This window comes from Blautia sp. ZXY-1-B12, from assembly GCF_056339915.1.
This window is the reverse complement of the sequence record NZ_JBWJVP010000044.1, coordinates 1-15,653: the sequence shown is the minus strand read 5'-3', so window position 1 is coordinate 15,653 and position 15,653 is coordinate 1. Positions and strand designations below refer to the sequence as shown.

The 15,653-nt window shown below is 41.2% G+C and carries 21 protein-coding genes and 1 pseudogene; 1 reads left to right on the top strand and 21 read right to left on the bottom strand.

All coding sequences use genetic code 11. The annotated features are described in order from the left end of the window. Positions 1 to 102: 102 nt before the first annotated feature. The 12 genes and pseudogenes from AC075L_RS03515 to AC075L_RS03460 form a co-directional block, all read right to left on the bottom strand. Positions 103 to 231, bottom strand: a complete 129-nt coding sequence (locus tag AC075L_RS03515) for a hypothetical protein (RefSeq protein WP_476387150.1) — start codon at positions 229 to 231, stop codon at positions 103 to 105. Between the two features lie 328 nt (positions 232 to 559). After that, positions 560 to 691 (bottom strand): hypothetical protein, encoded by a 132-nt coding sequence (locus AC075L_RS03510; RefSeq protein WP_476387149.1) that lies wholly within the window; start codon positions 689 to 691, stop codon positions 560 to 562. After that, positions 667 to 774, bottom strand: coding sequence for a zinc ribbon domain-containing protein (locus tag AC075L_RS03505; protein ID WP_476387148.1), 108 nt, complete (start codon positions 772 to 774; stop codon positions 667 to 669). Before AC075L_RS03505 ends, AC075L_RS03510 begins: the two co-directional genes overlap by 25 nt. Next, positions 761 to 1,033, bottom strand: coding sequence for a transposase (locus tag AC075L_RS03500; RefSeq protein WP_476387147.1), 273 nt, complete (start codon positions 1,031 to 1,033; stop codon positions 761 to 763). The genes AC075L_RS03505 and AC075L_RS03500 overlap by 14 nt, the downstream gene beginning before the upstream one ends. After that, positions 1,002 to 1,406 (bottom strand): hypothetical protein, encoded by a 405-nt coding sequence (locus AC075L_RS03495; protein ID WP_476387151.1) that lies wholly within the window; start codon positions 1,404 to 1,406, stop codon positions 1,002 to 1,004. The genes AC075L_RS03500 and AC075L_RS03495 overlap by 32 nt, the downstream gene beginning before the upstream one ends. Then, complete coding sequence (locus AC075L_RS03490; RefSeq protein ID WP_476387146.1) at positions 1,306 to 1,662, bottom strand: helix-turn-helix domain-containing protein; 357 nt, start codon at positions 1,660 to 1,662, stop codon at positions 1,306 to 1,308. Before AC075L_RS03490 ends, AC075L_RS03495 begins: the two co-directional genes overlap by 101 nt. Continuing rightward, positions 1,659 to 2,066: pseudogene (tnpA, locus tag AC075L_RS03485) on the bottom strand (IS200/IS605 family transposase). Before tnpA ends, AC075L_RS03490 begins: the two are co-directional and overlap by 4 nt. A 96-nt stretch (positions 2,067 to 2,162) precedes the next feature. Beyond that, the gene (locus AC075L_RS03480; RefSeq protein WP_062807898.1) at positions 2,163 to 3,548 is read right to left on the bottom strand and encodes an MATE family efflux transporter; all 1,386 of its coding nucleotides are present in this window, start codon (positions 3,546 to 3,548) and stop codon (positions 2,163 to 2,165) included. Between the two features lie 357 nt (positions 3,549 to 3,905). Continuing rightward, positions 3,906 to 4,679, bottom strand: a complete 774-nt coding sequence (locus AC075L_RS03475; protein ID WP_476387145.1) for a YibE/F family protein — start codon at positions 4,677 to 4,679, stop codon at positions 3,906 to 3,908. Then, positions 4,676 to 5,776, bottom strand: a complete 1,101-nt coding sequence (locus AC075L_RS03470; RefSeq protein ID WP_025579189.1) for a YibE/F family protein — start codon at positions 5,774 to 5,776, stop codon at positions 4,676 to 4,678. The genes AC075L_RS03475 and AC075L_RS03470 overlap by 4 nt, the downstream gene beginning before the upstream one ends. Positions 5,777 to 5,881: 105 nt before the next feature. Next, positions 5,882 to 6,862 carry a tRNA dihydrouridine synthase gene (locus AC075L_RS03465; RefSeq protein ID WP_055060454.1) on the bottom strand — a complete coding sequence of 327 codons (981 nt, stop codon included), beginning with the start codon at positions 6,860 to 6,862 and terminating at the stop codon, positions 5,882 to 5,884. A 234-nt stretch (positions 6,863 to 7,096) separates the two neighbouring features. Beyond that, entirely contained in the window at positions 7,097 to 7,762 is a 666-nt protein-coding gene (locus AC075L_RS03460; protein WP_055060453.1) for an HD domain-containing protein, read from the bottom strand. A 324-nt stretch (positions 7,763 to 8,086) separates the two neighbouring features. On the opposite strand from AC075L_RS03460, the gene sigK reads away from it, so the two are divergent. After that, entirely contained in the window at positions 8,087 to 8,716 is a 630-nt protein-coding gene (sigK, locus tag AC075L_RS03455) for an RNA polymerase sporulation sigma factor SigK (RefSeq protein WP_055060452.1), read from the top strand. A 38-nt stretch (positions 8,717 to 8,754) separates the two neighbouring features. On the opposite strand, the gene AC075L_RS03450 is transcribed toward sigK, so the two are convergent. The 9 genes from AC075L_RS03450 to AC075L_RS03410 all read right to left on the bottom strand — a co-directional run. Next, positions 8,755 to 9,978: a peptidase U32 family protein gene (locus tag AC075L_RS03450; RefSeq protein WP_118409628.1), complete on the bottom strand. Its 1,224-nt coding sequence runs from the start codon at positions 9,976 to 9,978 to the stop codon at positions 8,755 to 8,757. A 5-nt stretch (positions 9,979 to 9,983) separates the two neighbouring features. Next, positions 9,984 to 10,628 (bottom strand): O-methyltransferase, encoded by a 645-nt coding sequence (locus AC075L_RS03445; protein WP_118409627.1) that lies wholly within the window; start codon positions 10,626 to 10,628, stop codon positions 9,984 to 9,986. Next, positions 10,625 to 11,029 carry an endolytic transglycosylase MltG gene (locus AC075L_RS03440; RefSeq protein WP_008707419.1) on the bottom strand — a complete coding sequence of 135 codons (405 nt, stop codon included), beginning with the start codon at positions 11,027 to 11,029 and terminating at the stop codon, positions 10,625 to 10,627. The genes AC075L_RS03445 and AC075L_RS03440 overlap by 4 nt, the downstream gene beginning before the upstream one ends. 89 nt (positions 11,030 to 11,118) lie before the next feature. Then, positions 11,119 to 11,463 carry a YlbF/YmcA family competence regulator gene (locus tag AC075L_RS03435; protein ID WP_177284510.1) on the bottom strand — a complete coding sequence of 115 codons (345 nt, stop codon included), beginning with the start codon at positions 11,461 to 11,463 and terminating at the stop codon, positions 11,119 to 11,121. Position 11,464: 1 nt separating this feature from the next. Then, positions 11,465 to 13,213, bottom strand: a complete 1,749-nt coding sequence (locus AC075L_RS03430) for a ribonuclease J (protein ID WP_008707417.1) — start codon at positions 13,211 to 13,213, stop codon at positions 11,465 to 11,467. A 163-nt stretch (positions 13,214 to 13,376) separates the two neighbouring features. Continuing rightward, positions 13,377 to 13,634, bottom strand: a complete 258-nt coding sequence (locus AC075L_RS03425) for a DUF1292 domain-containing protein (protein WP_008707416.1) — start codon at positions 13,632 to 13,634, stop codon at positions 13,377 to 13,379. Positions 13,635 to 13,646: 12 nt separating this feature from the next. After that, positions 13,647 to 14,069 carry a Holliday junction resolvase RuvX gene (ruvX, locus tag AC075L_RS03420; RefSeq protein ID WP_118409625.1) on the bottom strand — a complete coding sequence of 141 codons (423 nt, stop codon included), beginning with the start codon at positions 14,067 to 14,069 and terminating at the stop codon, positions 13,647 to 13,649. A 1-nt stretch (position 14,070) separates the two neighbouring features. Further along, positions 14,071 to 14,343 carry an IreB family regulatory phosphoprotein gene (locus AC075L_RS03415; RefSeq protein WP_020994102.1) on the bottom strand — a complete coding sequence of 91 codons (273 nt, stop codon included), beginning with the start codon at positions 14,341 to 14,343 and terminating at the stop codon, positions 14,071 to 14,073. Between the two features lie 339 nt (positions 14,344 to 14,682). After that, the coding region (locus AC075L_RS03410) for a MiaB/RimO family radical SAM methylthiotransferase (RefSeq protein WP_476387144.1) at positions 14,683 to 15,653 on the bottom strand (971 nt) is incomplete at its 5' end.

Below are 15,653 nucleotides of genomic sequence, written 5' to 3'. Positions count from 1 at the left end.
CTACAATTGATTATAAATTCTATGTGTTTCTATGTGTACACGCTATCCTATTACAAATAGAGTGTCAGAATTAAAAGTCCATATAGAGCTGACGCGCTTTGTTCAACCAGAAAAAATCGAAATTGATGCAAACGAAAGGGCAGTTAATGGAAAGACTTCGAATACTGCTTTTTCGTTTGCACCACCTTCGATTCTTTCCTTAACGATTGTTCTAATTATTTTTAGTTCCACCTTCTTGCCCCTCGGACAGAAGAAGTATCCCTCGCTTTCAGCTCAGTCAATTCCGATTGAGATTTCACCCGTTTTATTAAGCTGTTTTTCTTTCCAGTCAATTGTGGAATCCACCTGGCATATAAATCACAGAGTGGCTGTGACTATTTTCCAGCATATTTTCGTGACATGCTCCCACCACTTAAATCTCTGATTTTGAAGTGGGGGCTTCTTGTTCAATGGCTCTACTGAGCCAAGTATCTACAAGCTATCCTCGCGTGCCCCGCGATTTTTTTCCCGGACACGGGCATATTTCTTTACTTTATTGTCTTGTCCGGATACGGACAGTTTATGCTGCCAGCATCCTTCTTGCCTCTTCACGGATGTTGATTGCTGCATTTGGATCTTCTGTCATCTCATTTCCGCACGTACAGCGGTAAACTCTTTCGAATAATTTCAGCTCTTTTTTATCTTTCCGCATTTACTGCATTTTTTGCTTGACGGGAAAAAGCGGTCTACCTTTACTAATTCTTTTCCCTTCCAGGCAAGCTTATAATCCAGCATATTCAGGAACATCCATATCCATCTGCTTACTTTTTCCAAAATGCAGGCACTGGCTCATCGCTTTCATATCAATATCTTCCACCGCAACTATATCGTACTGGTCTGTGATCCTGCGGCTCAGTTTATGCAGATAATCTCTTCTCTGGCTGCGTATTTTTTCATGGCACCTGGCAACTTTCTTTTTCTGTCGCACATAATTACGGCTTCCTTTTACACATCTCGACAGTTTACGCTGCTCCCCTTGCCAGCCTTTTTTCATTTTTTCTGAAGAATCCTGCTTCTTCCATCTCGATCTCTTCTGAAAACACAGCCATCCCCTGCATCGCATAATCAATCCCAAGTATTTTAGCATTACTGTAATCCTTATCTGCTGCTTGGTTTTCGCAGCTGTATCCTTCATACAGCAGACTTGCAAAATACTTTCCGGATGGCTCCATACTGACTGTCACTGATTTCAAACGGCAGTTTTTTCTGCAGGCTCCCTGTGTTTCTTCATGGAGATCCATTTTAATTTCAGGAAGCCGGATCCGGTTATCTTCTACCAGAATATTTCCGTTGACTACATTTGTTGTATAGCTGTTTTTTGAGTGATGTTTTGACTTGAAACGTGGAAATCCAACCTTGGGATTCACGAAAAAAATTCTTATATGCTTTTTCCAGATGGAGCTGAACATTTGCCAGTGCCAGCGAATCAACTTCTTTCAGAAATGGATACTCCTTTTTATACATAGCTGATGTATTCTTTAACATCTTCTTTGTCTTTTTATACTCCTGGATCTTGTCATTAAGCATCTGGTTGTACAGAAAACGACAACAGCCAAATGTTTTTCCAAGGAGTATCTTCTGTTCTTCTGTTGGATAAATCCGGAAACGATATGCTATGTTCAATTCTTTTTCTCTCCCTGATTTTCGATGTATTGACGAATCACTTCTACTGGTGCCCCTTCTACCGTCAAAAGACAGAAACTCTGACTCCAGAACGCTTCTTTCCAAAGTTTTTCCCGGATTTCCGGATACTCTTTTTTCAGCAGCCTGCTGCTGGCACTTTTATAAGCATTGATAAATTTGCTGAGTTCTGTTTTAGGCTGTGCACGAAACATTACATGAACATGGTCAATATCATGATTCCATTCCTCCAAAACAATTCCATACCGTGGGGCAATATATCCTCACATTTCCTTTGCTCTTTCTGAAATCGGATCATTGATAACTTTTCTTCGATATTTCACCACCATAATCAGGTGATAATACATCAAGTACACTGAATGTGCATTATGATCCATATTTTCCATAAAACCAGTCCTTTTTTTGAGTAATTATCTTATCTACTGATTCTATTATACCATGGACCTCACTACCAAACAAGCGTTCTTTTTATTTTTTGCAATTCATCTCCCACCTGTAGAGGAAGGAGAATTCTTGCTATATATTATGTTAAAACTTACAACAAAAAACAGAGTTTCTGCAAGTCCTGTAATTCCCCATGAGAAGATATACAAAAGATACAGTGATGAAATCGTCTGGAAATGTGCAAATACTGTATAAATCCAGACAATACGAAATACGCAGGAGCCCAGGATAACGATAATGGTAGGCGGAATACTTTTTCCGATGCCTCGGGATGCGGCGATACTGCCATCCATAAAACAGCTAAACGCATAGCTGAATGCCATAATACGAATCCTCTGCATACCAGCATCAATAACTGTTGGTTCCGTAGCGAACAGAGAAAGAAACTGTGGGCCAAACACAAGGAGTAGTCCACCCAGGATTGCACCGAAAATGAAGGCATATGTAAGGCTGACTCTATAAGATTTCAGCATTCGTTTTTTATTACCGGCACCCCAGTTCTGACCGATAAAGCTTGCACATGCAGTATAAAAAGAAAACATGACATTATAGATCAGGGAGTCAGCATTTGCAGCAGCTGCATTTCCGGAAACCATCACTGCATCAAAAGAGTTGACACCAGTCTGCACAAACAGGTTTGCAATAGCAAAGATTCCGTTCTGAAGACCTGTAGGGATACCAAGCATGAGAACTGCTTTGCAGGCCTTGGGGTGCAGACGGATTTTACGCAGAGACACTTTGCAGTCATCGGTTCTTCTGAGGAGATGAATCATCACCAGAGAAGCAGAGATATACAGAGAAATTGCGCTGGCTGTTGCAACGCCTGCGGCTGCCATATGACAGACAATAACAAAAAACAGATTCAGAAGAACATTGACCACACCTGCAATGGAAAGGTAGATCAATGGTCGTTTCGTATCGCCTATGGCACTTAATACGCCGTTTCCGAAATTGTATACGGCCATTGCAGGCATTCCCAGGGAATAGATCTTCATATATAAAATAGCCTGATCAATAAGTTCCGGCTTCGTGTTCATCATGGACAGCATCCGCCCGGAAAACAGAAGACAGATGGCGCAGACGAGCAGACCTGTGATTGCGCACAAAAGAAGAGAAGTATGGATTGTTTCTTCTGTGCCTTTTTTATTACCGGCACCCAGTTCGTGAGCTACGCGGACATTGACACCGGCACCCATTCCGATAAGGATTCCGGTAAACAGAGTAACCAGCAAAGTTGTGGAGCCGACGGCACCTAGTGCCATATAATCTGCAAACCGTCCAACAACGGCAACATCGCTTAAGTTAAAAAGAACCTCCAGTACCTGTGATCCCATAAGAGGAAGGCTGAAGAGAAGTATATTTTTCCAGAGAGATCCTGTGGTCATCTCAATGGAATGATATTTCTTTTTTTCATTTTCACACATAAAATTACCTCATAAAAATTACTTCATTGAATTATAATCATTGCTCCTACTGCATTATAGATTATATGTAGTATGACTGCTCCCCACAGACAGTTAGTCCTTTTATATACAGCATCACAAAAGAAATGTAAGTCGAGAAGCGATACTATATACTGCTGATAATAGATAATACATCAAAAGATACTGCTCCAGATACGACCCATTTTACAGGATAATGTATGGACAAAAAAAGAACAGAATTAATTCCAATCCTTCTAATGTTCTCTTTTCGCATCTGTTCCGGGATCATGGATTCCATCTGCAGTGCAGCGGAGATATGCTTCATGGAATCTGCAAAGACTGTGAAAACAAATCCGATCAGCTGTGATCTGTTTTAGATGCAGCATGATGAATCTGGCGGATCACACATCTGATTGATACCGGTACTGTAAAAAGGCAGGCAATCGCCCCAGACAGCATGATTGCAACATCCTGAAAAAGAAATTTGGAATTGAGAATAATTTCCAGGTTATATTGCTGTGTCTGAACATAGGCAAATAACAGAATAGAGCCTCCTAGATAAGCAAAAAGCAGCGTATTTACAGTTGTTCCTATAATTTCTTTTCCAACCTGATAGCCGGAAGAAGTAAGTTCTTTCGCTGTCAGGCTGTTTTTATGTGTCCAGACTTCATATACAGAAGAAGTTACAGATAAAGCAGTATCAATAACCGCTCCAAGAGTACTGAAAACAGTTACAAAAACTGCCACATGAAGCATATTAATATGGATATCCGTACTGTAATAATACATAAAATCATCTTCTGAAAGCTGAAGCTCATTCAGTCCATAGCTTCCTGATCTCCATATAATAAGATAAATCGGAATAAATAAAAGCAGCATCACAAGCAAGGTAGCCAGAAAAGCCGCCCGTGTCTTTCGATTGTTTCCATTCTGGTAAAACAGGGAATTATAGCAGACTCCTGCCCCTGCAGCCAATATCAGAAGCAGAGCCGGGAAACCAATGGACATCAGAAGAATCGAAATAAACAGAATTACAATATTACCGGCCAGTGTCATAAGAGAAACTGCTCCGCGCTCCCCACCAATCAGAATCATTAAAATAATCAATACCAGTGCAAGAAAAATTATCATTTTTTGTCGCTCCTTTTCAGAGATGGTAGTTTCATGATAATAGAAGAAATAAAAACAGATACAGGGATTGCCAGTACAATTCCTATACTTTCAATCAGAAAACGACAGATATCATATGGAATATGATATCGTATGATCGTTATAAACCTGATCTCATTGTTCATTTTCAGGATAAACATAGGGATCATACTGCTTGCCAGAACAAAAAGCAGCACATTTATCATGGTTCCCATAATGTCATATCCGATTTCCCGTCCTGAATGTATTAATTTTCTCAGAGAAACATCTGGATTTTTCCGGACAATTTCCCCTGTTGCAGCACTAATAGTTACAGCTACATCCATGATAGCTCCAAGTCCTGTCAGCATAATATCTGTCCAGAATATATCAGCGGAATTACTCATACTCCCCAGATATTCCAGATTAGAATAATCCAAATCTCCAAAAAACTGAATAGAAAATTCAAATAATGCCATGATCAGAAACAGTACGCATATGGTTGAAATAACAGAAGCCCATGTTTTTCTGTGGATTCCATTCAGACAGATCAGAGTTGTTATCGAAAAAAGAAAAGCAATTACATTGCAGATATTTAAGATATTTTCCCCTTTCATAAAAGCCTGAAATCCAAACGCGAATATAATTGTGTTCAATATCAGCGATATGATCGTATAGAATCCCTGTTTTCCTGTAATACAGATCAGAAGAAAAAACAGACCACCTGCCAGCAATGCCAGATAACCATCACGCTTTATGGAACGTATGGATTTCCCTGGATTTTCCCTAGAACCGCTTAAAAGGACCGTGTCTCCTTTGTGATATTTCTGATTCTGAACCTGAGACGATGTATATTCATTAGAAATAGAAATCTCTTCCCCTTTATGGGTACCGTTTAATATACGCGCTGTAATTTTCTGAGTATAATAATACTCTTCTGCATCCCTGGTTCCTTTTCTGCTCATTGTTTCCTTTTCTGTTACTGAAGATATCTTCGCCAGAGGCGTATGATAAAACCTGGCGTTAAAGCAGGTAAATATAACACAGATAATATAGATGCCTGCTAAGAAATATTTCATCTGAAATACATGAGATTTCATAGGATTCTTTTTTCTCCTTCTTACTTAATAAAAAATATTGCAGCCTTAAAGATACTAATCAGTTACTTTTTATCGAAATACTGTGAGTTCTATATCTTTCAGCTGTTATAATAATCCAGTATTTTTTTCCATATCCGCATTTTCCACTTCTCCAATTAACTGTTCACAGCCAAATAATTCTCTGACTGCATTTTCATATACCACACATTTCTCAGCCTTCTTAATCTTTTTGGCATATTTTTTATTGTTTGTAAACATAGGTGCCAGATAAGACCATAATTCTTTCATACGGAACAGGATATTTCTGTCTCCGGACAGGTCTTCACAGTATTCATTGTACATCATATCATGAAATCTGCGGATTTCTTCCTTTGACGCAGGTGCACCGCCACGGATCTCTCTGGCAAGTGCAGGATTCTTCAGTGTTCCTCTGCCTGTCATAATGCAGTCCAGGGTCGGAAACATGTCCTGTAATCTGGTACAGTCCTCTGCTGTGACGATATCTCCGTTATAGCAAACCGGGCTCTTGGCCCGCTCCACCGCCTCCCCAAATGTTTCCAGACGTGGCGTATTTTTGTAATAGTCTTTCTGCACTCTTGCGTGAACAATTAACTCTTCCAGTGGATATTTATTATAAATCGTCAGCAGATCTTCAAATTCTTCCGGATCATCCATACCCAATCGAGTCTTGATGGAAATCTTCATATCACATTTACGGAAAATCTCATCCAGGAATTTGTCCAGTTCATCCGGTCTGTCCAGAAATCCCGCACCTCTGCCTTTTGTCACAACAGTCTTTGACGGACAGCCAAGGTTCAGATTCACTTCATTATAACCGTATTCCTGCAGTGTTTCCGCTGTCTGGATAAAATCCTCTGCATTCTTTGTCAAAATCTGGGGAACAGCATACATCCCCTCATTATTCTCAGGCATAATGTCTTTCTTTTCTCTGGTGCTGAGATGTCCTTTCTGGTTTGGAAGAATAAAAGGAATAAAATATTTGTCAAACCCTCCAAAGCAATTGTAAAGTGCCCTTCTGTATGTATATCCAGTAATTCCCTCAAGCGGGGCTAAATATATTTTCATGTGCTTCTCCTGTTATATTGTATTTAAGCAGATAAAATCATCCACTTCGCTGCGTAGTTCTACACCTGATAACTGCTGAGCAGTTTATTCGGTTAAATTCTTCATCCATTATACTGTAGTTATTCTGATTTCTCAATGCAGATTTGAAACATCCGCTGCAAAAATCAACACAAAAAGAGATACCCTTTTTGCAAGCATCTCTTTCAATAAATTTCTCTATCTTTTTCATTTATTCTATAAAACCTTACGGCCATTTACTGTCAGCTTAAAAGTTGTTCCAAGTATTTCCGCAGCTTTCCTGCAAAGCATCATACGCTCAAGGAAAATCTCAAAATAATCATACATGGAACAGATTTTTTCATCAATCTGTAGGTTCAGTGCAATTACTGATCTGTCTTCCGCAATCTTCAGCTTGGCATCTGTAACTGCATAATTTACCCTGTCATGGATATCGTAAGCGGATTGTTCTTTCTGGCGCACACGGCTTCTTCTTACATCTGTTTTATCTGCAATAATAAGTGCCGCTGAAACCACATCCTCAGGGCTTCCTGTTGATTCGTCATGATTACCGATGGCTGCTATTACAGTTATCCTGTCTTCCAGAGACATATCTGTTTCTTTCAGTAAATCATTTGCAAGCAGTGCACCATATTCTGCATGATGGGTTCTGTTAATGGCATTTCCAATATCATGCATATAGCCGGCAATCTTTGCAAGTTCAATTTCATGTTCTGAATATCCCAGCCGTTTCAGTATCTTTCCTGCCTGATGTGCAACCTGCACGCAGTGTGCCTTTGAATGATCTGTAAAACCCAGCTGTCCCAGATTTGCATTACCTTTCTGCAGATATGCATTAATTTCTTTGTTATTTGCTATTTCCTTGTATTTCAAATATTTCACTCCCTTTGGCTCAAAGCCTTTTTATTGCATACGGTGCCTGAATCAGTACATTTGTATCTATTACATAGGTTTTTATCATATATCTGACTGCTCCTTTTCTCTGATCTTTCAATTCGGTCTGTGCAGCCTATCCATCAGCATCGAAAATCATATCCTTGTTCATCACCAGCTTTATTAAGCATATCAGAGAAAAAAACACTCTGCCATCACATAATTGTACAGAACAGGTAAAATAATTGTAAAAAGGCTCAAAATTTTCTGGAAAAGCACCAACACCCTGTCCCGGACATAAACTATATAGAAATCCCCCTTCGAGGTAGCGATTTGAAGGCCTTTCAAAAACCTTTGTCCATATCCCAGGAAAAATATTATCTTCAAAAATATCAGGAGGGTGATTCTCAGGCAAAGAATATCCTGATCGAGCATAATCTCCGGCTGGTAGCACATGTGGTCAAAAAATATCAGGGAACCGGTGAGGATACAGATGATCTGATCTCTATTGGAACCATCGGACTGATCAAGGCTGTCACAACCTTTAATCCCCAGAAGGCTTCCCGGTTATCCACCTATGCTGCCAGATGTATAGAAAATGAACTGCTGATGTATTTTCGTGCTAAGAAAAAGCATTCAAAAGAAGTGTCCCTATATGAACCCATAGGAACAGATAAAGAAGGAAATGAGATTAATCTGTTAGATGTGATCGAGAGTGCACCTGTAGATATTGTAGAAGACTGCTATATCCGCGAAAATACCAACTATCTTCTACGCTCTCTGAAAAAAGTCCTGTCAGATAAGGAATATCAGGTGATCTGCTGCAGATATGGGCTCTTTGGCATGGAGGAAGAAACTCAGCGGGAAATTGCCCGAAAACTGTGTATCAGCCGCTCTTATGTCTCCAGGATCGAAAAAACTGCTCTGCAAAAGCTTCGAGGCCTTTTCCCGCAAATGCAGTAAACGCAGCCAACAAATTTAACGTTGGCTGCGTTTATCAATCACTCTGCTCTTCTTAACAGATCGTAAACCTGGATTTCGGTTCCCAAGTCGATAAACAGCTTCTGCTGTGCATGAGGCGCACTCTCCATGGAATTGCCTTCCTCATCATAAATTCCCTTCACAGTGACAGCTACATTCTGTCCGTCCGGTTTCATAATTTCAATTGTCTCACCTACAGAGAATTTATTTCTCTGAGTGATCTGCGCATAACCGTGTTCATCCACTGCCTCAGCAAATCCCAGATACGTATATTCCTTCTGATAAGTATTATTATCATAAATCTGTGTATTCTCATCCGGTTTTCCATAGAAGAATCCGGTTGTAAACTGTCTGTAGGTACAGTTGGAAATCTGTTCCTGGTACCATGGCATATTTGCCTGATATTTCTCAGGGCTCTCCATATAGTCGTCTATTGCCTTGCGGTAAGTTCTGGCAACTGTTGCGACATAGAGAGCGGTTTTCATACGGCCTTCTATCTTCAGACTGTCGATTCCGCTGTTAATGATATCGTCCATATGCTCGATCATGCAGAGATCCTTGGAATTAAAGATATAGGTTCCTCTTTCATTTTCAAATACCGGCATATATTCTCCCGGACGTTTCTCCTCAACAATGGAATATTTCCAACGGCAGGGATGGGTACAGGCTCCCTGGTTGGCATCACGTCCTGCCAGATAATTACTGAGCAGACATCTTCCGGAATAAGAAATGCACATAGCACCATGGATGAATGTTTCAATCTCCATATCCTCCGGAATATGCTCTCGGATCTCTTTAATCTCCGCAAGCGAAAGCTCTCTGGCTGTTACCACACGCTTTGCTCCCAGATTGTACCAGAAACGATATGTCTCATAGTTAGTATTGTTTGCCTGTGTACTGATATGACGTTCGATTTCCGGGCATATTTCCTTTGCATACATATAGATTCCCGGGTCTGCAATGATCAGTGCATCCGGCTTCAGTTCTTTCAGTTCTGTCAGATATTCCCTCACACCCGGCAGATCATAATTATGGGCCAGGATATTTACAGTCACATAGACTTTCACTCCATGTGCATGGGCAAAAGCGATTCCTTCCTTCATATCTTCATGGGAAAAGTTCTTGGCTTTGGCACGAAGTCCAAAGGCTTCTCCACCGATATATACTGCATCTGCTCCGAAAATAACAGCAATCTTCAACACCTCAAGACTGCTCGCCGGAACCAGCAATTCTATTTTTCTCATATTATTCACTCCTGTTTCACACTGACTGTAACTCCGTCTCCCAGAGGAATGATCGAAGTTATCAGGGATGGATTATGTTTCAGTTCATACAGATACTCACGCATCCTCTTATATATGGTTCTGTTTCTGCGCTCTACCAGGTAATGGGACTCTATGATATCACCCTCCTGAAGCACATTGTCTGAAATGAGAACACCGCCATTTTTCATAAGACGCATCACATCCGGAAGCCAGTTGATATACTGTCCCTTTGCAGCATCCATAAAGATCATGTCAAATGAATCTTCCAGTTCTTTTAATATCTGTCCTGCGTCTCCCTCCAGCAGAGTAATCTGCGCTTCCCGTCCGGCTTTCCTGAAATTCTCTTTTGCGATGGGGATTCTCTTCTCATAATTCTCGATCGTTACGATTTCAAGGTCCTCAGGACCATATTCGCACATAAGAAGTGTGGAGAAGCCAATGGCTGTCCCCACCTCCAGAATACGCTTCGGCCGGTTTACAGCCAGAAACATTTTTATAAAGCTCTGCATTTCTCTCCGGATGATCGGCACCCGTTCCCTGATGGCATACTGCTCCAATTCTTCAAGAAACGGTGTATTTCCCATATCCAGTGAATTAATATAGGTACGCATCCGCTCGTCAACTATCACGAATCACTTACCCCTTCCTGTTCATCATCACCTGCCAGAATTCCCATGATACGATTAGGTGTATATGCTGTACTTAACAGATACGTTCCGGCCTGAAGCTTTCCATGATAAGTGGACAGTCTTTCCTGAACATAAAATACCGTTGCACTCTTGACCAAACCTTTTTTCTGAAGAGTTTTGGCAATCTTGTACAAGGAAGTATCTTCCTTGATCACCACTGTAACTTCCTGTCCTTCTCCGGGACTCATGGCCTGCTGATTAAAGACATCATGTCCAAACTGATAAGAAGCCTTTCCTACCCAGAAAAGTAAAACTATCACACATATATAAAGTACGATCTTAAAAAACGTTCCTGCAACAACAACACCTGCTGCACCTGCACGTTCCCTGGTATCACTCATAAGCTATTTCCTTTCTGTATGTCAGGCGGATAAAGTCATCCGCTCAGTTATCTGCTCACAGCAGGATAACTGTTTTACAGTTTATCTGCTCACATTCCCGGGACATCTATATCAATACCTTCTCCCAGTTTTATACAGATTCTCTGCATCATTTTACACAAAGCAAGCTCCGCATCCAGATACGCATTCACTTCCGGGTGTCTGCGCAGCTCTGCGGATTCTTTTCCCATCTGCTCTACAACTTCAAACAGATTATCGGAATCACATTCATTCTGGACTTTATAATTATCTGCCCTGAATGTATCCACACGTTCCTTCAGTTCGGGCTTCTTTTTCAGGATATTACTCTGTTTCTGAAATTCCAGATATTCAGGACTCTCCTTTATAGCCTCCAGAAGCCCTTTAATACTTTCCTCTATTGTATTTGGTTCCATTTTATGCCTCCATGATAATAGGCAGGATCATAGGACTTCTCTTGGTACGTTTCCATAAAAATTCACTGAGCGCATCCTTCACAACTGTCTTAATCTTGCCCCAGTCCGTAATATTACGTTCCAGACAGGAATCCAGTGCATTCTCTACCACTTCTCTTGCACCATCCATCAGATCCTCAGATTCCCTCACATATACGAAGCCTCTGGAAACAATGTCCGGTCCTGCAAGAATCACATTGCTGTGGCGTTCCAACGTAACCACAACGATCATAATTCCATCTTCTGCAAGATGCTGACGGTCACGAAGAACGATATTTCCTACATCTCCTACACCAAGTCCGTCTACCAGGATTGCTCCTGTGTGTACAGTGCCTGTTACTTGTGCACTCTGGCTGTCAAGCTCCAGAATATTTCCGGATGCAAGTACAAAGATATTCTCTTTGGGGATTCCAAGTTCCTCAACTACATTTTTCTGTGCGGTCAGATGTCTGTATTCACCATGAACAGGGATTGCATATTTCGGTTTTACCAGAGAATAGATCAGCTTGATTTCTTCCTGGCAGGCATGTCCGGAAACATGGACATCCTGGAAAATAACCTTCGCACCCTTCATGGAAAGCTCATTGATAACCTTGGATACCGCTTTCTCATTTCCCGGAATCGGATTGGAACTGAAAATAATAGTATCATTCGGTTTGATCACTATTTTCTTATGGATGTTTGCAGCCATACGGGAAAGAGCTGCCATGGATTCACCCTGGCTTCCTGTTGTGATCAGCACTACCTGTTCATCCGGGTAATTCTTAACCTGATCGATCTCAATCAGAGTCTGATCCGGAATGCGAAGATATCCAAGCTCTGCTGCAGTTGTGATAACATTTACCATGCTGCGGCCCTCTACTGCAACCTTGCGTCCGAAACGATAAGCTGTGTTAATGATCTGCTGTACGCGGTCTACATTGGATGCAAAAGTGGCAATAATGATTCTGTTTGTCTTATATTCATTGAAAAGATTATCAAACACATGTCCCACAGAACGTTCAGACATGGTAAATCCGGTTCTCTCTGCATTAGTACTGTCACACATCAGTGCCAGTACTCCCTTTCTTCCAATCTCTGCAAAACGCTGCAGATCAATGGCATCTCCGAATACAGGAGTATAATCTACTTTAAAGTCGCCGGTATGCACTACGATGCCTGCCGGAGAATAGATTGCAAGTGCAGATGCATCCTGGATACTATGGTTTGTCTTGATAAATTCAATTGAAAAATCACCAAGATTAATGACCTGTCCATGCCTTACTTCCTTTAACTTGGTAGTATTGGTCATATTATGCTCTTTCAGCTTATTTGCAATAAGGGCAATGGTCAGCTTCGTGGAATAAACAGGGACATTTACATCTTTGAGTACATACGGCAGCGCACCGATATGGTCCTCATGTCCATGGGTGATCACAAAGCCTTTTACTTTTGAAATATTCTCTTTTAAATAGGTGACATCCGGAATGACAAGGTCAATTCCGAGCATATCATCTTCCGGGAAAGCAAGACCGCAGTCTACCACAACAATGCTGTCTTCATATTCAAATGCTGTGATATTCATTCCAATCTGTTCCAGACCACCCAGAGGAATGATCTTTAATTTAGATGTTGGTTTCTTCGGTCTGCGGGAAGAATTCTTTATCGCAGCCTTAAATGGTACCTGTATTCCGTTCTTCTCTTTATCTGCCGGAGCCTTGCGGTCCTGCATTGGTTTTCTTCCATAAGAGTTTCTGTGCTGTGGTTTATATTTATAATTCTTCGGTCTGTTGTATGGCCTCTTCTGACCATGTCCGAACTGTCCGTCATGATTTTCACGCGCTTCATTATTAAACTGGTTGTTATTTTCGTTACTCAAGTACTACACCTCCATGCTACATTTCAAGGTCTACGTCATCTAACATTTGTTCAAATACTTTAAAAACAGCCTGCATCTCATCCTCGTCCTCGACCATTTCATAGCAGGCTTCCTGACTGTCATCCTCTGACACGTCTTTAAAAATATAGGCTGTCGCCTCATCATCCTGAGAATCAGATACCAGAAGATATGCAACTCCTCCGATCCTGGTCTGCTCCTCTACATAAAACTCCGCTTCTGTTCCGTCCTCAAGCTGAAATTTAATTTTCTCCATCTTATTAATCTCCTAACAGGACAGGGAATCCAGATATCCCTGCAAAATAAAAACAGCAGCCAGCTGATCCAGATACTGCTTGCGGTTCTCTCTGCGCACACTGGCTTCCATTAAAGTACGATTGGCTTCTACTGTTGTCAGACGCTCGTCCCACATGATCACTTCAAGACCTGTACGTCTCTCCAGCATTTCTTTAAATTCCAGTGATTTTTGGGCACGTTCTCCAATCGTATTGTTCATGTTCTTCGGATATCCAAGCACGATCTTCTCCACGTGATATTCCGAAACAAGTTCTTCAATACGGGCAAGTGTCTGGCGCACATGGTTCTCCTGTTTACGCCAGATTGTCTCTACGCCCTGAGCGGTGAGCCCCAGCGGATCACTGATGGCTACACCGACTGTTTTTGATCCATAATCTAATCCCAGAACCCTCATATCAGCGTTCCCAGGATTTGTTCTTAATATACTCGTTTAAAAGTTCCTCTACCAGTTCGTCGCGCTCTACTTTCATAATCATGCTTCTCGCTCCCTTGTGACTGGTAATATAAGTAGGATCTCCGGACATAATATATCCAACGATCTGATTGACCGGATTGTATCCTTTCTCATCCATTGCTGTGTAAACGAGATCCAGAACTTCTTTTACCTGAAGCTCCTGGTCTGGTTTTGTTCTGAAATATTGGGTATTACCCAGATTGTTCTCTGCCATTTTATTCACGTCCTTACCTGATTTATTGTCGCAAAGCCTTCTTAGTAATTCTGCTTTGCTATGTATTGCAAATTTCGTATACAATACACATATTTTCTTCTATATTTTAATATAATTTCACGTATTGTGCAACCGCAAATTTATTGATGAATATTCGTTACTGTTCACTCCGTTCTCAGTAACATAGCCAAAATTCATTCCAGATTGCCTGCGGCAATGGAATTTTGGCTTGTATGTCTCGGGATTTTGGCATATTCATGCCAAAACACCTCGCGGGATAGTGGTGTGTGAACAGTAACTCACACACCACTATTCCGCTGAGAATGAAGTGAACTGTAACTATTCTACTCCCAGAACCTCACCTGTTAATGTATGTTCTTCCAGGAATTCTTCAGCTTTTACAGTAATGATGTCATTCACACTGTAGTTGTCCTGTTTTTTCACTGCTGTTTTAATATATTCCATACTGTGGCCGATATACCACTGCTCTCCGTTAATCTCTACTTCTTCCTCAAGAAGTACTTTCAGTTCACCGCCGAGCATGGATTTTTCATATTCTTTCGCATGCTGTTCATTTAAAGCAAGCATCTTGTCACTTCTGACCGCTTTCTGTGCTTCAGTGAGCTGTCCGGACATGGCTGCAGCCTTTGTTCCATGGCGGCGGGAATATTTGAAAATATGAGTTTCATAAAAATGAATGCTCTCTACGAAATCATAGGAATCCTGAAAATCTTCTTCTGTTTCCATCGGAAAACCAACGATCACATCTGTGGTAAGTGCAGGATTTCCCAGATATTTTCTCAGAAGCCCGCATTTCTCTGCATATTCTGCGCTTCTGTATCTGCGATTCATTCGCTCCAGTGTGGTATCACATCCGCTCTGCAGGGACAGATGGAAATGCGGACACATTTTCGGCAATGCGGCAATGCTCTGCACAAATTCTTCTGTGATGATTCCCGGTTCCAGGGAGCCCAGACGAATTCGTTCGATTCCTTCTACCTCATGTACTGCCCGGATCAGGGAAAGCAGTGTTTCTTTCTCTTCTGCCGGGAAATCTACACCATAAGAACTTAAATGAATTCCTGTCAGAACGACTTCCTTGTATCCTTTTGCTGCAAGTGCATGAACCTCATCCATTACATGCGCGATCTTACGGCTTCTGACACGACCTCTTGCATAAGGAATGATACAGTAAGTACAGAATTGATTACAGCCGTCCTGAACTTTGATATATGCACGTACATGCTCTGCTGTATGATCAATTGCCAGTTCTTCATATTCTTTTGTCTGGTTGATCTTGAGCACATGTT